The following is a 20,230-nucleotide window of genomic DNA, read 5'->3' as shown; positions in this document are numbered from 1 at the left end:
TTTTTGTATGTGTAACTAACTTAATTTAGAAACTTGTGTTGACTGAGAAACCAAAACTTCTGGCTGACGGGTAAGAAGTATATTCCACATAAGGATTCGTACCGCCTGTACCCAGGGTTGCTTCCGGGTTTACGTTAGGCACGTTCTTGTAGATAAAGAACAAGTTACTACCCACCAAAGAAACATTCAGGTTCTGTAAACCGATCTTAGCGACGATGTTTTTCGGAACACGGTAAGACAGTTTCATTTCACGCATTTTGATATACGTATTGTTATACAAGTTATCTTCTGAGCCGGCTTTGTTATAGCGGTTATTGTAGTAGTCTGCAGCCGATACGATAATATCGTTCTTGTCTCCTTTGGCATTCACACCTTCAACGATGATACCATCGTGGCGAACGCGGCCGTCCAATGCGTTGGCCGGTGCCGAACTGCTGTGGTTTTCCAAAGGTATCTTCTGGTTCGTATTCTTGTCAATATAATAAGGAAGTCCGCCGTATTCTTCGTCACGTCCCCACAACGATTCCTTGCCTGCACCCGATGCTTTCAGGTAGTTGTTGGTGAATGAAAGCAGTTTTCCTCCGAATGAACCGTCGATATGCACGCTCAGGGAGAAGTCTCTGTAACGGAAGGTATTTGTGAAACCACCGATGAATTTAGGAGCAGCGCTGCCTGCATAAGTAAATTCCGATTCCTGCTGATAATGTCCGTTCTTATCGACAATGATACGTCCCTGGTCGTCGCGCATCCACTTCTTGATAAATACGCTCGGTGTTGCATATCCCGGTACGGCTTTAAAGATGGCTGCACTCCAGGGGCTACTGATCTGGCGGTCTTCCATTCCGTCGACCAGAGAGATCAATTCATTGTGTGTATATGAAAAGTTCAGAATACTTTCCCAACTGAAGTCTTTTGTCTGGACCGGAGTTCCTGTTAGCTGAAGTTCCACCCCATAGTTACCGATTTCTCCGGCATTCATCTTCATACCGGTAGCACCTGTGGAAGGAGCGACAGGAACGGTGATGATCTGGTTCTTTGTCCGGTTGGTGTAGTAAGCCAGGTCGAGACCTATACGTCCGTCCAGCATGCGTCCTTCCAGACCGAACTCCCATGAGTAAGTCTTTTCGGGTTTGATATTGGTCGGGGGAACATCCGCTTTGAACTCGTTGGTAATGGCTGAGTTGTTGAACAATCCGTACTGGTATTCCGAGTTGGTGAAGTAGATAGAAGGTGTCGTGTTACCCACGATAGCATATGAACCTCTTAATTTACCGTAATTCAGCCAATCCGGCATATCCAGAGCCTCGGTGAATACGAAACTCAAACCGGCAGACGGGTAGAAGAAACTGCGGTTTCCGGCAGACAGACGGGATGACCAGTCGTTACGGGCCGTCAGGTCCAGATACAGGAAACGTTTGTAAGCCAATTGGGCGGAAGCGAATACGGCTCCCAGAAATTCGCCCTGGTTGATCACTTTATCTTTGCTGGCTTTCTTCGGATCTTTCTTGTTGTTTTCGGTTGAGAACATGCCATTGTATTTCAATCCTTCGGATTCCCAGATCATTTTTGATTCCGAGATATCTTCGCCCGACATACCGAGGGTAGCGCTGACATCGAAATCTTCGCCAATCGGTTTATTGAACATCAACAAACCTTCCACATAGTTTTTCTGGTAGTGTGCATCTTCCTTGCGGTAGCTTCCCTGAAGATTGGTCATATCTGCCGGATCGGATGCCTTTTCAAAGTATTCTTTGTTTTCCTTGTCATCGCGGTAACGGTCCGTACCACCACGCAGGCGGAAGTTCAGGAAATCGAATATTTTGAGATTGGCTGATATCGAAGCGATCAGACGTTCGCGTTTCTGTGTATATTCGTTCTCATTCTGTTGCCACATCAGGTATTTGATGATGTTGTCGCGGTTTCCCGAACTGATATTCTGGATATCTTTGGTCAGGAAATAACCGTCCTCACTCTTATAATGATCTTTCCATAATTGGGTGATCTCGTTACGAGGCATCGGATAATTTGAAACACGGTCGATACGGGTCGGCATGTTCTTGGTATCAGACATGTTGAATGAGATCGAAGCATCGAATGTCAGGCGTTCGTGTACTTTGAAATTACCGGAGAAGCTGAAATTATGTTTGTTCTGCTTGTAGTTTTCCAGGTAACCGCCGTAATTCATATTGGTATAAGCCAGACGGATGCTGTTCTTTTCCGTTCCGTTGGTGATGGCGATGCTGTTGTTGTTGGTAAAACCGTCTTTAAATACGTCACGGTAGTTGTCCGGCTGCGGTGAGTACGGACGTTTTACGCCGTCCCACCAAAGCACTTCCGTACCGTCCATACGCGGACCGAAGCTGCGGTAAGTATCGCCGTTATATATGTATTGTCCGTCTGCATTCGTGGTGAAGTAAGGATTCGAACCGCCGCCGAATACATTCTGGAATTCCGGCATATAAGCACGCTGGTCATACAAGTAAGAGGTACTTACCTGAATACCCAGACCTTTGCCTTCGCCGCCGCGTTTGGTAGTGATCACGATAACACCGTTGGTTGCACGCGAACCGTACAGGGCGGCTGCATTTGCCCCTTTCAGGATCGACATGGATTCGATGTCATCCGGATTGATGTCGTTGAGGGCAGAACCTTGCTGGATTTCATTACGTTCACGGCCGGCCCATTGCGAATCGGTATCGTTGATAGGTATACCGTCTACGACGATCAGCGGACGAGTATTTCCTTCCACCGTGTTGATACCGCGGATCTGAATTTTGGTACCTCCCGTCGGTCCCATCGCCGTTTGCTGTATCTGTACCCCTGCAGCTTTACCATATAAAGAGGTCGCTACGTTTTGTACAGGGACAGTCTGGATCTGTTCCGCTTTCAGTTCACTCATGGCGTAAGGGAGGGCACGTTTTTCCTTCTTGATACCCATAGCCGTTACAACTACTTCGTCGATCTTTTGGGCATCTTCTGCTAGTGTTATGTTCAAGCTTTCTTGTCCGGTGTACTTGATATCCTGTGTTACATAACCGATGAAAGAGATAGACAGGGTACTTCCCGGAGCTACGTTGATGGAGAAGTTTCCGTCCATGTCCGTAATAGTTCCTTCACTGGTTCCTTTCACGGAAACCGAAGCACCCGCTACAGGGCCGAAAGCATCAATTACTGTACCTTTTACCTGCTTCTTTTGTTGAGCGATGTTGGTTACAGTTCCCGGTTTGCCGTCTGCTGCAAATACCTGGCCGGTAGAACAGAGAGCGCCGGATAGTAAAATAAGTCCGATAGGTCTCAATACTTTTTTCATAAACAAATCTTTAATTAGATTCAAGAAAATTTCATTTCAATGCTGCAAAGCTATAAGGTGCTGACAGAAAGGTGTGTTAGAATCTGTTGATAGAATGGTAAATGCCGTTGGTGACGGATTTTACTATTTTTTTGACGGATTTTACCATTTTGCTTTTAGTTAACGTGCACTGCTATTGTTGTTTACCACTAAAAATGGGTTAAATTTGCATTAAATATCTACATTTATGGGGCTTAAATTCTTATATACACTACTTTGTTTATGTATATTGTTTCCATTGCCGGCGAAAGAACTTTATTTCAGACATATTGATTTGAATGACGGCTTTACGCAGCCCTCCGCTATTTCTGTTTATCAGGATGCAAAAGGGGCTATCTGGTTCGGGAACGATAACTTTAACGTGTATGACGGAAGGATTGTCCGTTCTTTCCGTCTTTCTAACTATCTGGAAGAGGTAGAAGACAACAATATTCACGGAATATGCGGAGACGGGGATTCATGTATTTATATGCTGGCTAATCGACGGCTGGTATTTTTTAATATGCGGACCGAAGAGTTCCGCCTGACAACCGTGCTGGCGCATACCCTGGAATACCGGGACGGGACATTGTATTATGCTTACAGGAATGAATTATATCGTTATAAATCCAATGGTGTCTCGGAAAAACTCTGTGCTTTACCTGATTCGACACTGATCATTAAAGACCTGTATTATGTGAATGACGGCTGGCTGATGGCTACAACGAAAGGGTTGTATCGTTTTTCGGACGGGACGTTTCTGAATTTGCTGGAGAATGAATCGATCACTTCTTTGTTTGTGGACTATTGGGGAAGATTATGGGTCGGAACGTTGGCCAATGGTGCTAAGGTATTCAGCGAAGGTAAGTGGATCGCTTTGCGGGAGGACGATGCCGTCCATCCGCTTATTAACGACCAGGTGCGTTCTATCAACCAGGATATCAAAGGGAATATATGGATCGGTACGTATGCCGGCATCACTGTTGTGAACCCGTTTCTTCAGGATTGTTACCATCTGTCGCACAAGGAGCAGGTCCCCTGGTCGTTGAAGCATTCGTCGGTTTATGCAATTTATAAGGATGATCAGGGAGGAATGTGGGTCGGTACTTACTATGGAGGGTTAAGCTATTTTAATCCGAATACCGAGGATTATACATACTACGGTATTTCTCCCGACGATCCGGAGAGCCTGGAGGGCTTCCTGTTTGGCAAGATGGCAGAAGATACGAAAGGAAACCTGTATATCGCTACCGAGCATGGACGGCTGAACAGCCTGGACCGCAATACGCAGAAAGTAAAACGGTTCAATTCCGGTCTTTCCCGTATTCCTTGCCGGACAACCAAATCTGTCTGGTATGATACCGGAAACGACCGGTTATATATCGGAACTTTTCAACACGGCTTATATTGTTATTCTTCTTCCGGCCGTCTGGAACGTCTGGGAACAGATGTATTGCTGAACGACAGCCAGCAGATTATTACGGATCTGATACCCTGGCAGGGCAATCTGATCGTTGTCTCGCAGGAGGGACTGTTCCTGTTGAATCTGGAGACGCAGAAACTGTCTCCTTTGTTTTCCGATCCCGATCTTCGTAACCAGACCGACGGGATTATCCGTTCCGCCTATCTCGATAATGAAAACAGGCTATGGCTTGCTCCGGCGAATAAAGAAATTGTTTGTGTCCGGATGGATACCCGGACGGTAGAGAAAATACCTTCTGTGAGGAATATGATCGGAAAGAGACCGGTTCCTGACATTTCAGGAGATGGGAGAGGGCATATCTATTTTGTAGTAACTGGTGTTGGAGTATTATGCTATGATCTGATGAATGATTTCTGGGCATGCTATAATCAGGAACAAGGCCAGTTGCTGACAAACGAACCTTTCCGGGCTTTGGTCACTCCTTTGGGCAGATTGCTGGTCACTTCTATCCGTGGCATAACTTTGCTGGATATGAAAACAGGGAAGAGTACGCATACGTTGCTGGGTACTTCCTCTCCGTTGCACCGGCTGAATTCTAACTGCGGGGTGTATCTGTCTCCCAAAGACAGTATGATATTTATCGGTGGGGTGGAAGGTATGATCGCAACGAAAGAATCCGGATTGTCGACCGTAGCGGTTCCTTATACCATATCGTTCAATAGTCTGTCGGTAAATAATGCGCCTGTCTACCCGTCTGCATCATCGAATATCTTACAAGAGGCTGTTTCGTATACCTCCCGGCTGACTTTACCTTACGACCGGAATAACATAACGCTGGGATTCACTTCTACCAATTACCGTTATGCCGATAAGAATTTATTTGAATATAAACTGGAAGGATTGGATAAACAATGGACACGCACGCGGCATCAGCAGATCGTTTATACTTCCATTCCTCCGGGAAATTATAATCTGTTGCTGCGGGAGGCAGGGGAAGGTAAACAAATAGTGATGTCTATCCGTGTCCGTCCTCCTTTTTATGCTTCGGTATATGCTTTTACCCTGTATGGTTTACTGGTTCTTTCGTTTCTGGTCTGGCTGATCCGCTTTAACCGCAGCCGTGCTTTCCTGAAGGCTTCCCTGGAACTCGAACAGCGGGAGAAATTGCGTATAGAGAAACTGAACCAGATGAAGCTGAAATTCTATATCAATATATCGCATGAACTGCGTACTCCGCTCACCCTGATGATCAGCCTGGTCGACCTGGTCCTGCAGAACTATGATCTGGGAGGGACACTCCGGAATAAATTGCTGAAAGTACGGCAATATACGGCGCAGATGCAGCAGCTTATTACGGAAGTACTTGACTTCCGCCGGCTTGAACAAGGGAAAATGCCTTTTCGTGCAAGTCAGCAGAATCTGGTCGCTTTTATGCGCCAGATATTCGATTCATTTAAGGATTATGCTGTTATGAACCGGATTCAATACCGGTTTGAAACGGTGGATGAAGATATACCCGTTTGGTTCGATCCGGTACAGATACGTAAAGTGTTTAATAATCTGCTTTCAAACGCATTCAAGTTTACTCCGAAAGAGGGGAATATAACTGTGAGCGTACTCCGTAAAAAGGAATTTGCGGAGATCCGGATCTCCGACACAGGCTCTGGGATTCCTCAGAGCCAACAAGCCCATATATTTGAGCGGTTTTACCAGGCGGACAATGCAACCGGACTTTCCCTTTCCGGAAGCGGTATCGGCCTGGCACTCACCCAGGAGATCATCATGCAGCATAAAGGACATATCGGGGTGAAGAGCGAACTGGGAGAGGGTACGACCTTTACAGTCACTTTGCCACTCGGGGATGAACATCTTGCTTCCGAACAGAAATCGGCGGAACCGCAATCGGTCGATATGTTACCCGTACAGGAGGCGAAGCCGGAGGAAGCTATTGCAATGTATGGCTCGCCGGAGGTCGTTCCTGCTGACAAGATAACGGATAAGGGAAAAGCGGAAAAATCGCTTTCCGTTTTGCTTGTGGAAGATAATGAGGATTTACTTCAGGTACTCGAAGAGGCTTTCTCGATCAAATATAAAGTATATAAAGCCGGTGATGGAGAAGAAGGTATCCGTATGGCGGAGGAGATGCAGCCCGATCTTATCATCAGCGATGTGATGATGCCGGTGATAAACGGCACGGCCATGTGCCAGCGGCTGAAGCGGAAGCTGGAAACTTCCCATATTCCAATCATCTTACTGACGGCGCGTGTCGATCTGGAAAGTGCTTTGGAAGGACTTAAATGCGGGGCAAGCGACTATATAATGAAACCTTTTAACATGGAGTTGCTATTATTGAAATGTAATAACATCATCGCCACCTTGAAACGGCAGCAGACCCGTTTCCGTACGGAGGCGGAAGCAACCCCGGCAGAGTTGGCGACGAACCGCCTGGATCAACAGCTTCTGGAAGATTCCGTCCGGATCATTGAAGAGAATATGGAGAACAAAGAGTTTAATATCGATATGTGGTGCCGTGAGATCGCTGTGGGGCGTACACGTCTGGGAGCTAAAATAAAAAGTATTACCGGGCTGACCTTGAATGACTTCATCCTGCAGATCAAGTTGAGGCGATGTGCCTATTTTCTGGAAAACAGCGATTTGACTATTTCCGAAATAACCTGGAAAGCGGGGTTCTCCAGTCCGGGCTATATGGGGAAATGTTTTAAGGAGTATTTCGGAGTCACTCCGTTGCAGTACAGGAACTCGAAAAATAAAAGGAAGTGTGTCAAAACCAATAAACCGGACGCAGATATCGCAGAAGGCGCAGAGTAACGCAGATAAATTAATTATCAATAAAATAAGTCTGCGTTACTCTGCGTCTTCTGCGTAATCTGCGTCCGGTAAATATCGTCTTTTTATACGTTGAAGCGGAAATGCATGATGTCGCCATCCTGTACGACATATTCTTTTCCTTCCACGCTCATCTTTCCGGCTTCCTTCACGGCAGCTTCCGAACCGTACTTGATATAATCGTCGTATTTGATCACTTCGGCACGGATAAATCCTTTTTCGAAGTCGGTATGGATCACTCCGGCACATTGCGGTGCTTTCCAGCCTTTTTCAAATGTCCAGGCACGTACTTCCTGTACGCCGGCAGTCAGGTAGGTCTGTAGGTTCAGCAGGTTATAAGCAGACTTGATCAGGCGGCTTACACCCGATTCTTCCAGACCGATTTCGCCTAAAAACATCTGGCGTTCGTCATAGGTTTCGAACTCGGCTATTTCGCTTTCGATCTTGGCTGCTACGACCAGGATTTCCGCGCTTTCGTCTTTCACTGCTTCACGTACGGCATCGACATATTTATTACCGTTTACGGCACTTGCTTCATCTACGTTACAAACGTACATAACGGGTTTGCTGGTCAACAGAAAGAGTTCGTGAGCGATTTTCTGTTCGTCTTTCGTCTCGAAAGTAACCGTGCGGGCACTTTTCCCCTGTTCCAGGGCTTCCTTATATTTTACCAGCACCTCGTAGGCTTGTTTAGCTTGTTTGTCGCCGCCTGTCTGGGCTTGTTTCTGTACCTTGGCAATACGGCTTTCGATCGTTTCCAGGTCTTTGATCTGAAGTTCTGCGTCGATGATCTCCTTATCGCGTACAGGGTCTACTTTACCGTCTACATGTACGATATTTTCGTCGTCGAAGCAACGCAGTACGTGCAGGATAGCATCTGTTTCGCGGATATTGGCCAGGAACTTATTCCCTAGTCCTTCTCCCTTGCTGGCTCCTTTTACCAGGCCTGCAATGTCGACGATCTCTACTGTGGTAGGAACAATTTGTTTCGGGTTGATCAGTTCTGCCAGCTTGGTCAGGCGTTCGTCAGGAACGGTAATTACACCTACGTTCGGTTCGATCGTACAGAACGGGAAGTTTGCAGACTGTGCTTTTGCATTCGATAAGCAGTTGAAAAGAGTAGATTTCCCTACATTCGGAAGACCTACTATGCCACATTGTAATGCCATAAAATATATATTGTTTTATTATCTATTTGCAATATTTCTTTGTAGAAGCTACCGCCCGGCAGCTTTTTCAGCTTGCAAAGATAACCAATCTTTCTTGTATATTATTCATGAACAGGGAATATACTGTCTTTTCTCGTAGGTACTGGTTTCAATAAATGTTTTGTAAAGTAACTATCATACTATCATATTCGTGTTTAACTGTTTGTAAAATAGATCTTTACTCTATGATAGTCGCTTGTAATAACTATCATATCAACTATCATACCTATCATCCGGGAGGTGTGGACTTATATCTTTTTTTTGAAAGTATATAGTTTAATATCAGAAAGATAACTTGTAATGTCCGCTGAGACCCGGGTGTCAGTACCCTTGACACCCGGGTGTGAGGATCGTTGAGATGGGGGTGTAAAAGGGGGTGAGACAGGCATCTCACCGGCTATTTACTATTGTTTTCAACAAATCAGATTGCTTGTTTCGGGTAAATATCTGTAAGGCTGCGTATAAACAGATACTATCGGGAGCTGTGGAACTCTAGTCTTACATCTTGAACTTCAGCAGCATCAGTACAGGATTATCTTCTTCGTTCAACTGGGATGCGATTGCTTTCAGCTTCTCGTCTGTGATCTGGTTCTTGCTGTAGGCTTCCACCAGGTCCATGGCATTCAGTTGAATTAAACCGTAACCGTAGGGGACAGAAGTTATATCAATATATTTAGGGTCCGTTTCACGATTGTTTATGGCCCGGTTACGATAGATTGGTTCGAACCATTCGTCGGCATGACGGTCATACATGTACAGCTTTTCCCTTTTCTCGCGGTTGGCGGCCATATCGCTCATTTTAACTGTTACCTGCCGGGGTATCCTGCTTACCCAGGCATACCGGTCGTTCATTCCCCGGAAAAACAGGAGGGGAGCTTCCTGGTCTGCGGTGGGAGCGTGGAGAGGTACCATGACCGGTTCGAGATGCTGGTCCGGATGCATTACGAAGATGGTGTCTAATGCGACGTCTGTTAACCAGATCTTGTCTGTGCAATTATATAATTGAGGTAAGATTCCGTAGGCACTGCTGGTGTGTCCGTCATCCCATAGGATTTTGCGGTTGCTGGCTATACAACGGGGAATTTCTATCGATAACGTATCTATTTTTCCGTCTTCTTTAGAGAGGAGAAAATAAGGGGCATACGGGTTTTCTTCCCCTTCTTTATAAATGCTGCATAAGAGGTAATCTGTGTTCAGGTCGATGATATTCAGGTCCATTATGCTTTGACGGCTCAGCGTGCGGAGATATTTTCCGGAGAAGTCATACACTTTCAGGCTGGTGAAGTCGGCAATAAATACCTCTTTCCGCTGCCAGTCGACAATGTTGAAAATAACTGCGGTGTATTCTTCCGGTCCTTCTCCTCTGCGGCATATACGGCCTTGCAGCTTTTGTCCTTGTTTGTCGAACAGTAGGATTTCTCCGATTTTTCCGCCTCTTATTGCTATTCCCTTATCTGATACGACGGAAGGTGTGGAGTTGACGAGCATTGAATCGGATGTTGCCAAAGGAATGTATTCTATATCCGCGATATCTTGCAGCCAGACTTCTTTGGGTTGATAGTCTTTTGCAACATCGACTGTGACCAGTTGTATATTTTTATCGTTCGCCTGCTTACATGAGCAAACGAACGATAAGGTTAGAGCAAGAATGAGGTATTTCATATCCTAGTGTGTTATAAAGGAACTTGTTTTTCTTGTCAATGTGCTTCCAGCCAGTTTACACCCTCGCCGCAATCGGCGATCAGCGGAACCTGTAGCTTGATGGCACCTTCCATTTCTTCCAGGACGATCTGTTTTACTTTTTCCAGCTCGTCATTGCAGACATTGAAGTTCAATTCATCGTGTACCTGGAGGATCATTTTGCTCTTCAAACCTTCTGCTTCGAAACGGTTGAAGATACGTACCATAGCTACCTTGATAATGTCGGCTGCACTTCCCTGGATAGGGGCGTTGATCGCATTTCGTTCGGCATAACCGCGGACGATGGCATTATGTGAATTGATATCCGGCAGGTAACGTTTGCGTTTGAAGATTGTTTCGACATATCCTTTTTCTTTGGCAATACGGATACTTTCGTCCATATAATCGCGGATACCCGGATAGCTTTTGAAATAACCTTCTATCAGTTCTTTGGATTCCGCCCGGGGAATGTTCAACCGTTCGGCAAGGCCGAATATAGAGATGCCGTAGATGATCCCGAAATTGGCTGTTTTTGCCTTACGCCGCATATCGCTGCTTACTTCCTCTACCGGAATGCCGTATATTTTTGCGGCTGTGGCAGCATGGATATCGGCTCCGCTGCGGAATGCTTCGATCATATGCTCATCGTTGCTGAGATGAGCCATGATACGTAATTCGATCTGCGAATAGTCGGCAGAGAAGAAGGTACAATCTGCGTTATCGGGAATGAACGCTTTACGGATTTCGCGTCCCAGTTCATCACGGATAGGGATATTCTGGAGGTTCGGATTGGTCGAACTCAGGCGTCCGGTGGCGGTCACCGTCTGGTTATAGGAAGTATGTACCTTGCCTGTTACCGGACTGATCAGTTCGGGCAGTGCATCGATATAGGTACTCAACAGTTTTTTCAGTCCCCGGTATTCGAGCAGTTTGTCTACGACCGGATGTTTCGATCGTAGTTTTTCCAGCACATCTTCGCTGGTACTGTAACTGCCTGTTTTTGTCTTTTTTGCTTTTTCCTCTATCTTCAGCCGTTCGAAAAGGATCTCGCCGACCTGCTTGCTGGAGTTGATGTTGAATTTGGTACCTGCCAGTTCATAGATCTCCTTTTCCAGTTTGAGTAATGCCTCGGTCAGTTCTTCCGATGACTGTTTCAAGGCGACCGTGTCGAGCTTGACACCTGTCAACTCCATTTCTGCCAATACATATATCAATGGCATCTCGATGTCGAAGAATAAAGATTCGATCCCTGTTTTCTTCAGTTCGGGCGCAAAGAAATGTTTGAGCTTTAATGTGACATCAGCATCTTCGGCGGCATACTCGGCTATTTTACTGAGCGGGACATCGCGCATGCATAGCTGGTTCTTTCCCTTCGGACCGATAAGCTCCGAGATGGGGACCGGTTTATATTTGAGATAGGTCTCCGCGAGGTAGTCCATCCCATGACGCAACTCGGGGTTGAGCAGGTAATGGGCGATCATGGTGTCGAACAACGGACCGGCTACCCGGACATCGTATTTGCGAAGGACCATTATATCGAATTTTATATTCTGTCCTATTTTTTGCGATTTCGGGTTTTGCAGGGCAGGGGAGAAGTGAGCAACAATTTTTGCCGCTTCTTCCTTATCGGCAGGAACCGGGACATACCATGCTTCGTTTTCCTTTACGGAGAACGACATTCCGACCAATCCGGCTGTCAATGGGTCGATGCCATCGGTTTCCGTGTCAAAAGCAAAAAAATCCTGATCCAGTAAAAATCGGCCTAATTTGGCTCTTTCTTCCTCAGAATCAACGGTTATGTAATTGTGAGGGGTCGTTTTTAAGCTCGCGAGAGTCGAATATTTTGGAACACTCGGAACCTCGGTCGCAAATAAGTCAAAGAGATTGCCTTGAACAGGCCCTTTTGTCACTTTGGGGGCAGGAGCGGGCTTTTTCTCCTCTGCAGTCATTTTGTTAATAAATGTTCTAAATTCTAATTCCGTGTAAATCTCGGTCAGACGAGCTTCGTTTGGTTTTTCCCGGACACATTTAACGGCATCGAACTGGATGGGAACATCTGTCTTGATCGTAGCCAGGAATTTTGAGAAACGAATCTGTTCGGCATTCTCCGATACCTTTTTCTGGAGGGAGCCTTTCAGCTTGTCGGTATTCTCCAGCAGGTTTTCGATAGAACCGAATTCATCGAGTAATTTCTGTGCTGTCTTTTCTCCGACACCCGGACAACCCGGAATGTTATCGGAGCTGTCGCCCATCAGTCCAAGAAGGTCGATCACCTGGTCGACCGAAGTCAGCGAATATTTATTCAATACTTCCTGTACGCCCATCACTTCGTAGTCGCCTCCGAATTTAGGACGGTACATAAATATATGTTCGGACACCAGTTGTCCGTAATCTTTGTCCGGTGTCATCATATAGACTTCGAACCCTTCTTTTTCCGCCTGCTTGGAAACGGTACCGATTACATCGTCGGCTTCGTAGCGGGGGACTTCCAGTATGGGGATATTGTATGCTTCGATAATATCCTTGATAATAGGGACGGACTGCCGGATCACTTCCGGGGTTTCTTCCCGCTGTGCCTTATATAATTCGTATGCTTCGTGACGGAATGTCGGGCCTTTCGGGTCGAAAGCAACGGCAATATGCGTTGGATTCTCACGTTTCAACACATCTTCCAGACTGTTGATAAACCCGAAAATGGCAGAAGTGTTCATGCCTTTCGAGTTGATCCGCGGATTTTTAAGAAATGCGTAGTACGACCGATAGATCAGTGCATACGCGTCTATAAGGAATAGCTTCATCTCTTTTAACACGTTTTAGGGTGACAATAGACGGTAAATGTACGAAAAAACTCGCTTACTCAATACTTTTTGTTACTTTTGCGAATCTTTGAATAGATTATGAAAGATAGAAAGAAAATAGAACAACCGGTTGCGGAAGAGTTTAAACGCTTTAATGATGAGTTTGCGGATTCGCTTCGTAGCGAGACGCATAGACTGCAAGCGGCTATCGACCAGATCTTGCATGCCAGCGGTAAACATGTTCGTCCGTTATTGGTATTGCTTACGGCAAAAGCTTGTGGAAAGGTAACAGATCATACGATCAATTCGGCTGTTTTTCTCGAATTGTTGCATACTGCCACCCTGATACACGACGATGTAATAGATGAGACGAAAGAACGCCGGGGAGTTCCCTCCCTGAATGCTGTTTTCGATAATCGTATTTCCGTACTGGTGGGAGATTATGTCCTTTCTACTGCATTGATCCGTTCGATTCAGACCGGTAATCTGCAAATCATAAATATCGTATCTAACCTGGGGCGCGACTTGTCGGAAGGTGAGATCAAGCAGTTGGAGACGGCCGAGAAAGCTATTCTCGACGAGGCTTGTTACATGCAGGTGATCAAGAAAAAGACGGCTACGCTGCTTTCTTCCTGTACGGAGATCGGGGCTATATCGGCAGATGCTTCGCCGGAACTGGTGCGTAAATGCCGGCAGTTCGGTGAATACCTGGGGTATTGTTTCCAGATCAAGGATGATATCTTCGACTATTTTAAAGAAATGAATATCGGTAAACCTACCGGAAATGATATACGTGAGGGAAAGGTAACATTACCCTTGTTGCATGCCCTTGAAAGCGGTAGGAGAGAAGAGGTGGAATCTTTCCTGAAAGTGATCAATGAAAAGGACTTCTCTGCCGGTAATATCGATGCTTTGATCGAGTTTGCCAAAGCGAACGGGGGAATCGAATATGCCGAATTACGGATGAAGGAATATCACGATAAGGCTGTTGAAGTGCTTATGCAACTGCCGGAATCGGAAGCCCGCGAGGGATTGCTTGCTTTGGCTGATTATATTATGGAACGACAGAAATAACAAGATACTGTTATTCTACATTTAGAAAAGGAACGCAGATTGCGCAGACGGACGCAGATAGAAATTATTCAAAAATCTGCGTCCGTCTGCGTTTTCTGCGTCGTCTGCGTCCCCTTTTTTAGGTTATAGCTCCTTTACCTTTATTTACCCAGCCGGTGTTCGATATCTTCCACCAGGCTGCTGGCTCCGATACGGAACAAATCTTTATTCAGCCATTCGCTGCCCAGCACCTCCTTGACGATCGTGTAGTATTTAACGGCGTCTTCTGCGGTACGAACACCACCGGATACTTTAATACCGATCTGTTTTCCTGTGATGGAATGGTACTTTTTGAGTACTTTGCACATTGTGTAGACGGCTTCCGGGGTTGCGCCGGGATAACCCTTTCCTGTCGATGTCTTGATGAAATCTGCACCGGAATAGAGGGCTAAAACGGCCGCTTTCTGAATATTTTCCGGAGTGAGCAAGGCGCCGGTTTCCAGAATGACTTTTAATTTGCCTTCGCGGCAACTGTCTTTGATCTCCTGTATCTCTTCGGTCAGCTCTTCATAGTTCTCTTCCATAAAATATCCGAGGTTCATTACCACATCTATTTCGTCGGCTCCCGACATGATAGCCATGGCTGTTTCCGCGATTTTTACTTCTGTAAATGTCTGCGAAGAGGGGAAGCCTCCGGCTACCGAAGCGATCTTTACCTCCTGTGCCGCCAGTGCCTGTTTAACCGTTTCCACAAAGAGGGGATAGGTGCAGATTGCAGCGACATTCGGTACGTCGGGGCGGGTTCCTTCAAAATCGTTTACCCGGTCCACCAGCTTCCATATACTTTCCTTTGTATCGATGCTGGTCAGAGAGGTCAGGTCGATGAATCCGTGGATTTGTTTCAGTACTTCGGGGGTGAAGTTCTCTTTTTCATGTTTGTCCAGGATTGAAACGACGTGTTTCCCTACTATCTCTTCCGTTCCGGCCGGATCGAATTTACTGAACGCTTCATGGTATTTATCCATGTGCTCGTGTTCATGGTCGTGATGGTGTTCATGATCATGGTCGTGACCGCAACTGCAATTGTGTTCGTGTGTCATACATCTAATTTTTTATTGTTTATATGTCTTTCTTTATCCCGGCTTGTCTTCTTCTGCAGGTTCTTTTCGAATGCAGCGGTCAGGTCTACGCCGGTCTGATTTGCCAGGCAGATCAGTACCCATAGTACATCTGCCATTTCATCGCCCAGATCGCGGTTTTTATCGCTTTCCTTGAACGATTGTTCACCGTAGGTACGTGCCATGATCCGGGCCAGTTCGCCTACTTCCTCGGTCAGGATCGTCATATTGGTAAGCTCGTTGAAATAGCGGACACCGTATGTCTTGATCCATTGGTCCACTTTTTCTTGGGCTTCCTGCAGGGTAATATCTGCCATCTTATTCTTTGTTTTGCGAGTCGATCAGGATGGTGACCGGCCCATCGTTCAACAATTCTATTTTCATATCAGCCCCAAATTCTCCGGTGGAAACGGGCTTACCGATCTGCAACCCCATCTCGGCACAGAACGATTCGTACATCGGGATGGCAAACTCCGGTTTGGAAGCCTTGATGTAAGAGGGGCGGTTTCCTTTCTTTGTAGAGGCATGGAGGGTAAACTGGCTAACCACCATTACCTCGCCTCCCGATTCGATCACAGAACGGTTCATAACGCCGTTTTCATCGTCGAAAATACGCAGATTGGCAATCTTCTTGCATAACCATTCGATGTCTTCCTGTGTATCGCGGTCTTCAATACCGACCAATACCAGCATTCCGTTCCCTATCCGTGACCTGAGTTCTCCGTCGATCGTTACGGAACAATGCTGTACACGCTGTATAACTGTTCTCATTCTATATGTTTACTTTAAACCATTTATTAATGCTTTTGTTTTTGCTTCACCGATCAATTCTTTCAATTCATCGAAGCTGGCTTCGCGGATTCTTTTTACGCTCTTGTAATGACGCAGAAGCAGTACTTTTGTTTTCTCGCCGATCCCTTTGATGGTGTCCAGTTCGGAGCGTGTCTGGCTTTTGCTTCGCTTGTCCTTATGGAACGTGATGGCAAAGCGGTGCACCTCGTCCTGTATCTGGGTGAAGAACCGGAACATCTGGCTTTGTATCGGCATACCTACAGTTATGGGAGGGAAGCCGAAAAGCAATTCCGAAGTCCGGTGTTTTCCGTCTTTCGCCAGGCCGGCTATCGGTATGTCCAGGTGGAGTTCGTCCTGGATCACTTCGCGGACGACTTCCATTTGTCCCTTTCCACCGTCGGTAAGAATCAGGTCGGGCAGGGGAGAACCTTCGTTGATCGCACGCTGGTAACGGCGGCGTACCACCTCTTTCATGGAGGCATAATCATCGGGCCCGACAACTGTTTTAATGATGTATTTGCGATAGTCTTTCTTCGATGGCTTCGCCATTTTGAAGACGACGCAGGCTGCAACAGCATCGCTGCCTTGTATATTCGAGTTATCGAAACATTCGATATGGATAGGCAGTTTGGGGAGGTGCAAAGCGTCCTGTACTTCTTTCAGGATACGTGTGCTCCGTTGTTCCGGGTTGAGTTTTTCTGCCTGCTTCAAACGGTCTACCTTGAACTGCTTTACGTTCATTTCCGAAAGTTCCAGCAATTTCCTTTTATCCCCGCGCTGCGGAACGGTGAAGGAAACGTTTCCCAACTCCATCTCCACTTCAAAAGGGATGATGATCTCGCGTGCCGTACTTTTAAACCTGTCGCGCATTTCTACGATACCCAGGCTTAACAGTTCTTCTTTCGTTTCATCCAGGCGTTTCTTGTATTCAAACGTATAGGCCTGTACAATTGCCCCGTTTCCGATATGCATGAAATTAATGTAGGCGGACTTCTCGTTCTCTGCGAAAGAGAATACATCTATATTGTGAAGCATTGGCGTAACTACCGTCGACTTTGAACGGTAATTCTCGATCACTTCGTATTTCTCTTTTATCTTTTGAGCCTCTTCAAACTTTAGTTCGGCAGCCAGTGCCTGCATCTCCTCGTACAGATGTTTGCTGATCTGGGAAATATTTCCACGAAGTATTTCCTTTATTTCGGAAATATTCTTCTGGTACTCTTCGTGCGATTGCAGTCCGATGCAAGGTCCTTTGCAACGTTTGATGTGGTATTCCAGACAAACATCGTATTTCCCGGCAGCAATCGATTCGGGTGTCAACGGGTATTTACAGGTACGCAGCGGATAAAGTTCTTTCAACATCTGCAGCATGACTTTGGCTGTATATACAGATGGGTAGGGACCATAATATTGCGAACCGTCTTTGACGATATTCCGGGTCTGGAAGATGCGTGGAAAATATTCGTTTTTGACGGTAATGGAAGGATAAGTTTTATCATCCTTCAGCAAAACATTATAGCGTGGACGGTACTGTTTGATCAGATTGTTTTCGAGTAGGAGGGCGTCTTCTTCCGTATCTACAACAATGTATTTGATGTCGCGGATTTGCTTAACCAATACACGTGTCTTGTTGCTGTCGTGTTCCTTGTTGAAATAGGAGGATACACGGCGCTTCAGGTTCTTCGCCTTGCCTACATAAATGATGGTTCCTTTCTCGTCGAAGTACTGGTAGCAACCAGGCTTGTCCGGCAGGATCGAAAGGATCATTTTAATATGTTTCTCAGTTTCCGCACTCATTTTGTTTTACTCTTTCTGTCCTATTCCCAGTGTTTTACCTTCTTTTACCTGAAGTAAATGTTTCACGTGGAACAATTCGTGTTTTATCTTCCGAGCAGTACCAGCAGTATGTTGATGTCGCTCGGGGAAATGCCCGGGATACGGCTTGCCTGGGCAATCGTGTCCGGGTCTATCCGTGTTAGTTTTTGCCGCGCTTCCGTCGATAAAGACTGGATCGAATTGTAATCGAATTTGCCTTTGATATGAATATTTTCCAGGCGGTTTATCTTGTCTGCGATGATCTGTTCGCGGCGGATATAACCGCTGTATTTAATCAGGATTTCTGCCGCTTCGATGATCTCTTCTTTGCGGGCAACAGATACTTTGTCCAGCTCTGCACGGAATGCAGGAACAAGCTCGGCAATGTTCTCCAGTGTAACTTGCGGGCGAGGGATCAGGTCGATCAGTTTACAGCCGTGAGAGAGTGGGGTAGTTCCCAGATTCTCCAATCCCGAATTTATATATTGGGGCTTTACGGAATAGTTTTCTGCAAAGCTGATGATTGCATCCCGTTGCTCTCTTTTCTCCGTGAGCAGGTCGTAACGATCTTGTTTTGCCAATCCTATTTGATAGGACTTTTCTGTCAGTCGCATATCGGCATCGTCTTGCCGGAGCAGGATGCGGTATTCGGCACGGGAGGTAAACATACGGTAAGGTTCGTCCACCCCTTTTGTGACGAGGTCGTCGATCAATACACCGATGTAGGCCTCGTCCCGGCCCAGGATGAAAGGCTCGCCGCCGTGACAATTGATGTGGGCGTTGATACCAGCCATGAGTCCTTGTCCGCCTGCTTCTTCATATCCGGTAGTCCCGTTGATCTGTCCGGCAAAGAACAGGTTGCGGATTTGTTTTGTCTCCAGGTTATGATGTAACTGTGTCGGGTCGAAAAAGTCGTATTCGATAGCATATCCCGGACGATAAATACGGATATCCCTGAATGCCGGGATGGCTTGCAGGGCACGTAACTGGATATCGAGTGGGAGAGAAGAGGAGAAACCGTTCAGGTAATATTCCTGTGTCGTTTCACCTTCCGGTTCTAAGAATAGCTGATGCTGGTTCTTATCGGCAAAAGTGACGATCTTCGTTTCGATACTTGGACAGTAACGCGGTCCGATACTCTGAATTTGTCCGTTGTATAACGGAGAGTCGGGGAGGCCTTCGCGCAAAATCTCGTGACAGGCTTCGTTGGTGAAAGTGGTCCAGCAACTGAGTTGTTTTAACGGGCGTGGTTGGAAATCGAGATAGGAGAACTTATGGAAATCGTTCTCTCCCGGTTGTTCACCCATTTCATCGAAGTGTACGCTCCGTCCGTCGATACGAACCGGAGTTCCGGTTTTCATCCGTTCCGATTTGATGCCTAAAGAAACCAACTGTTCCGTCAATCCGGTAGCAGCCGGTTCGGAGATACGTCCGCCGCGTATTTGCGTCCGGCCGATATGCATCAAGCCGTTCAGGAAAGTACCGTTGGTCAGAACCACACTCTTCGCACGAAATTCTACATTCATATTGGTTTTAACACCGCAAACAGTGTCTCCGTCCAATATGATTTCCCGGACTGTATCCTGCCAGATATATAAATTCGGAAGATTTTCCAGTATTCCCCGCCAGCAATCGATGAAGCGGGCACGGTCGCTTTGCGAGCGCGGGCTCCACATGGCAGGACCTTTACTCCGGTTCAACATGCGGAACTGGATGGCTGTTTTGTCTGTAACAATACCCATATACCCTCCCAGCGCATCGATCTCACGAACAATCTGCCCTTTGGCGATACCGCCTACAGCCGGATTGCAACTCATCTGTGCAATCTTGTTCATGTCCATTGTGATAAGAAGCGTTTTTGAACCCAGGTTGGCGGCAGCTGCTGCGGCTTCACAGCCTGCATGACCGGCACCTACCACGATCACATCGTAATTGAAAGTCATTGTCGTAATTATCTTTGTTTCTTCTGCAAAGATAGTCATACTCCGCCTTTTAGTCATCATCCCAAAGGATATTTTGCTTATGCTTTGTTTCGTTAAAGATTAGGCTAACCCGGCAGGATAGATCTCGGCATCGGCAGTCTTTGGCTTTTATGATGACTCTAACCGGATTATCATGTTTTTTATATAAGATAAAACTCTTAGAAGGCTATGCAGCATTTGGCGGTT

11 protein-coding genes are annotated in these 20,230 nt (G+C 46.4%); 2 read left to right on the top strand and 9 right to left on the bottom strand.

What is annotated here, in order from left to right:
* Positions 1 to 25: 25 nt before the first annotated feature.
* Positions 26 to 3,310 (bottom strand): SusC/RagA family TonB-linked outer membrane protein, encoded by a 3,285-nt coding sequence (locus DWX23_RS11915; protein WP_122374656.1) that lies wholly within the window; start codon positions 3,308 to 3,310, stop codon positions 26 to 28.
* A 226-nt stretch (positions 3,311 to 3,536) separates the two neighbouring features.
* Here DWX23_RS11915 and DWX23_RS11910 point away from each other — a divergent pair, with 226 nt between their 5' ends.
* Entirely contained in the window at positions 3,537 to 7,580 is a 4,044-nt protein-coding gene (locus DWX23_RS11910) for a hybrid sensor histidine kinase/response regulator transcription factor (RefSeq protein ID WP_122374655.1), read from the top strand.
* An 83-nt stretch (positions 7,581 to 7,663) separates the two neighbouring features.
* Here DWX23_RS11910 and ychF read toward each other — a convergent pair whose 3' ends face one another.
* The 3 genes from ychF to polA form a co-directional block, all read right to left on the bottom strand.
* A complete protein-coding gene (gene ychF / locus DWX23_RS11905) occupies positions 7,664 to 8,767 on the bottom strand; it encodes a redox-regulated ATPase YchF (protein ID WP_122355306.1) in 1,104 nt (367 codons plus the stop codon).
* Positions 8,768 to 9,304: 537 nt separating this feature from the next.
* Positions 9,305 to 10,468 carry a 6-bladed beta-propeller gene (locus DWX23_RS11900; protein ID WP_122374654.1) on the bottom strand — a complete coding sequence of 388 codons (1,164 nt, stop codon included), beginning with the start codon at positions 10,466 to 10,468 and terminating at the stop codon, positions 9,305 to 9,307.
* 35 nt (positions 10,469 to 10,503) lie between these two features.
* Positions 10,504 to 13,284 carry a DNA polymerase I gene (gene polA, locus DWX23_RS11895; protein WP_122374653.1) on the bottom strand — a complete coding sequence of 927 codons (2,781 nt, stop codon included), beginning with the start codon at positions 13,282 to 13,284 and terminating at the stop codon, positions 10,504 to 10,506.
* A gap of 99 nt (positions 13,285 to 13,383) precedes the next feature.
* Between polA and DWX23_RS11890 the strand changes: the two genes are divergently transcribed.
* Complete coding sequence (locus tag DWX23_RS11890) at positions 13,384 to 14,358, top strand: polyprenyl synthetase family protein (RefSeq protein WP_122374652.1); 975 nt, start codon at positions 13,384 to 13,386, stop codon at positions 14,356 to 14,358.
* 140 nt (positions 14,359 to 14,498) lie between these two features.
* On the opposite strand, the gene deoC is transcribed toward DWX23_RS11890, so the two are convergent.
* The 5 genes from deoC to mnmG all read right to left on the bottom strand — a co-directional run bounded on the left by deoC (position 14,499) and on the right by mnmG (position 20,005).
* Complete coding sequence (deoC, locus tag DWX23_RS11885) at positions 14,499 to 15,437, bottom strand: deoxyribose-phosphate aldolase (RefSeq protein ID WP_122355314.1); 939 nt, start codon at positions 15,435 to 15,437, stop codon at positions 14,499 to 14,501.
* A complete protein-coding gene (locus DWX23_RS11880; protein WP_122355317.1) occupies positions 15,434 to 15,772 on the bottom strand; it encodes a nucleotide pyrophosphohydrolase in 339 nt (112 codons plus the stop codon). Before DWX23_RS11880 ends, deoC begins: the two co-directional genes overlap by 4 nt.
* A 1-nt stretch (position 15,773) precedes the next feature.
* Positions 15,774 to 16,226, bottom strand: coding sequence for a D-aminoacyl-tRNA deacylase (gene dtd, locus DWX23_RS11875; protein ID WP_122355319.1), 453 nt, complete (start codon positions 16,224 to 16,226; stop codon positions 15,774 to 15,776).
* 9 nt (positions 16,227 to 16,235) lie between these two features.
* Positions 16,236 to 18,044, bottom strand: coding sequence for an excinuclease ABC subunit UvrC (uvrC, locus tag DWX23_RS11870; protein WP_122374651.1), 1,809 nt, complete (start codon positions 18,042 to 18,044; stop codon positions 16,236 to 16,238).
* An 83-nt stretch (positions 18,045 to 18,127) separates the two neighbouring features.
* The gene (mnmG, locus tag DWX23_RS11865) at positions 18,128 to 20,005 is read right to left on the bottom strand and encodes a tRNA uridine-5-carboxymethylaminomethyl(34) synthesis enzyme MnmG (RefSeq protein ID WP_122374770.1); all 1,878 of its coding nucleotides are present in this window, start codon (positions 20,003 to 20,005) and stop codon (positions 18,128 to 18,130) included.
* Positions 20,006 to 20,230: the final 225 nt, after the last annotated feature.

It is taken from the genome of Parabacteroides sp. AF18-52, from assembly GCF_003479145.1.
GTDB classification, from domain to species: domain Bacteria; phylum Bacteroidota; class Bacteroidia; order Bacteroidales; family Tannerellaceae; genus Parabacteroides; species Parabacteroides faecis.
The sequence above is the reverse complement of the archived record's forward strand: the minus strand, read 5'-3'. Positions and strand labels throughout refer to the sequence as shown.

Coding starts and splice junctions, on each gene's coding strand:
- DWX23_RS11915 (WP_122374656.1), bottom strand. CDS start 3,310: ATGAAAAAAGTATTGAGACCTATCGGACTTATTTTACTATCCGGCGCT.
- DWX23_RS11910 (WP_122374655.1), top strand. CDS start 3,537: ATGGGGCTTAAATTCTTATATACACTACTTTGTTTATGTATATTGTTT.
- ychF (WP_122355306.1), bottom strand. CDS start 8,767: ATGGCATTACAATGTGGCATAGTAGGTCTTCCGAATGTAGGGAAATCT.
- DWX23_RS11900 (WP_122374654.1), bottom strand. CDS start 10,468: ATGAAATACCTCATTCTTGCTCTAACCTTATCGTTCGTTTGCTCATGT.
- polA (WP_122374653.1), bottom strand. CDS start 13,284: ATGAAGCTATTCCTTATAGACGCGTATGCACTGATCTATCGGTCGTAC.
- DWX23_RS11890 (WP_122374652.1), top strand. CDS start 13,384: ATGAAAGATAGAAAGAAAATAGAACAACCGGTTGCGGAAGAGTTTAAA.
- deoC (WP_122355314.1), bottom strand. CDS start 15,437: ATGACACACGAACACAATTGCAGTTGCGGTCACGACCATGATCATGAA.
- DWX23_RS11880 (WP_122355317.1), bottom strand. CDS start 15,772: ATGGCAGATATTACCCTGCAGGAAGCCCAAGAAAAAGTGGACCAATGG.
- dtd (WP_122355319.1), bottom strand. CDS start 16,226: ATGAGAACAGTTATACAGCGTGTACAGCATTGTTCCGTAACGATCGAC.
- uvrC (WP_122374651.1), bottom strand. CDS start 18,044: ATGAGTGCGGAAACTGAGAAACATATTAAAATGATCCTTTCGATCCTG.
- mnmG (WP_122374770.1), bottom strand. CDS start 20,005: ATGACTTTCAATTACGATGTGATCGTGGTAGGTGCCGGTCATGCAGGC.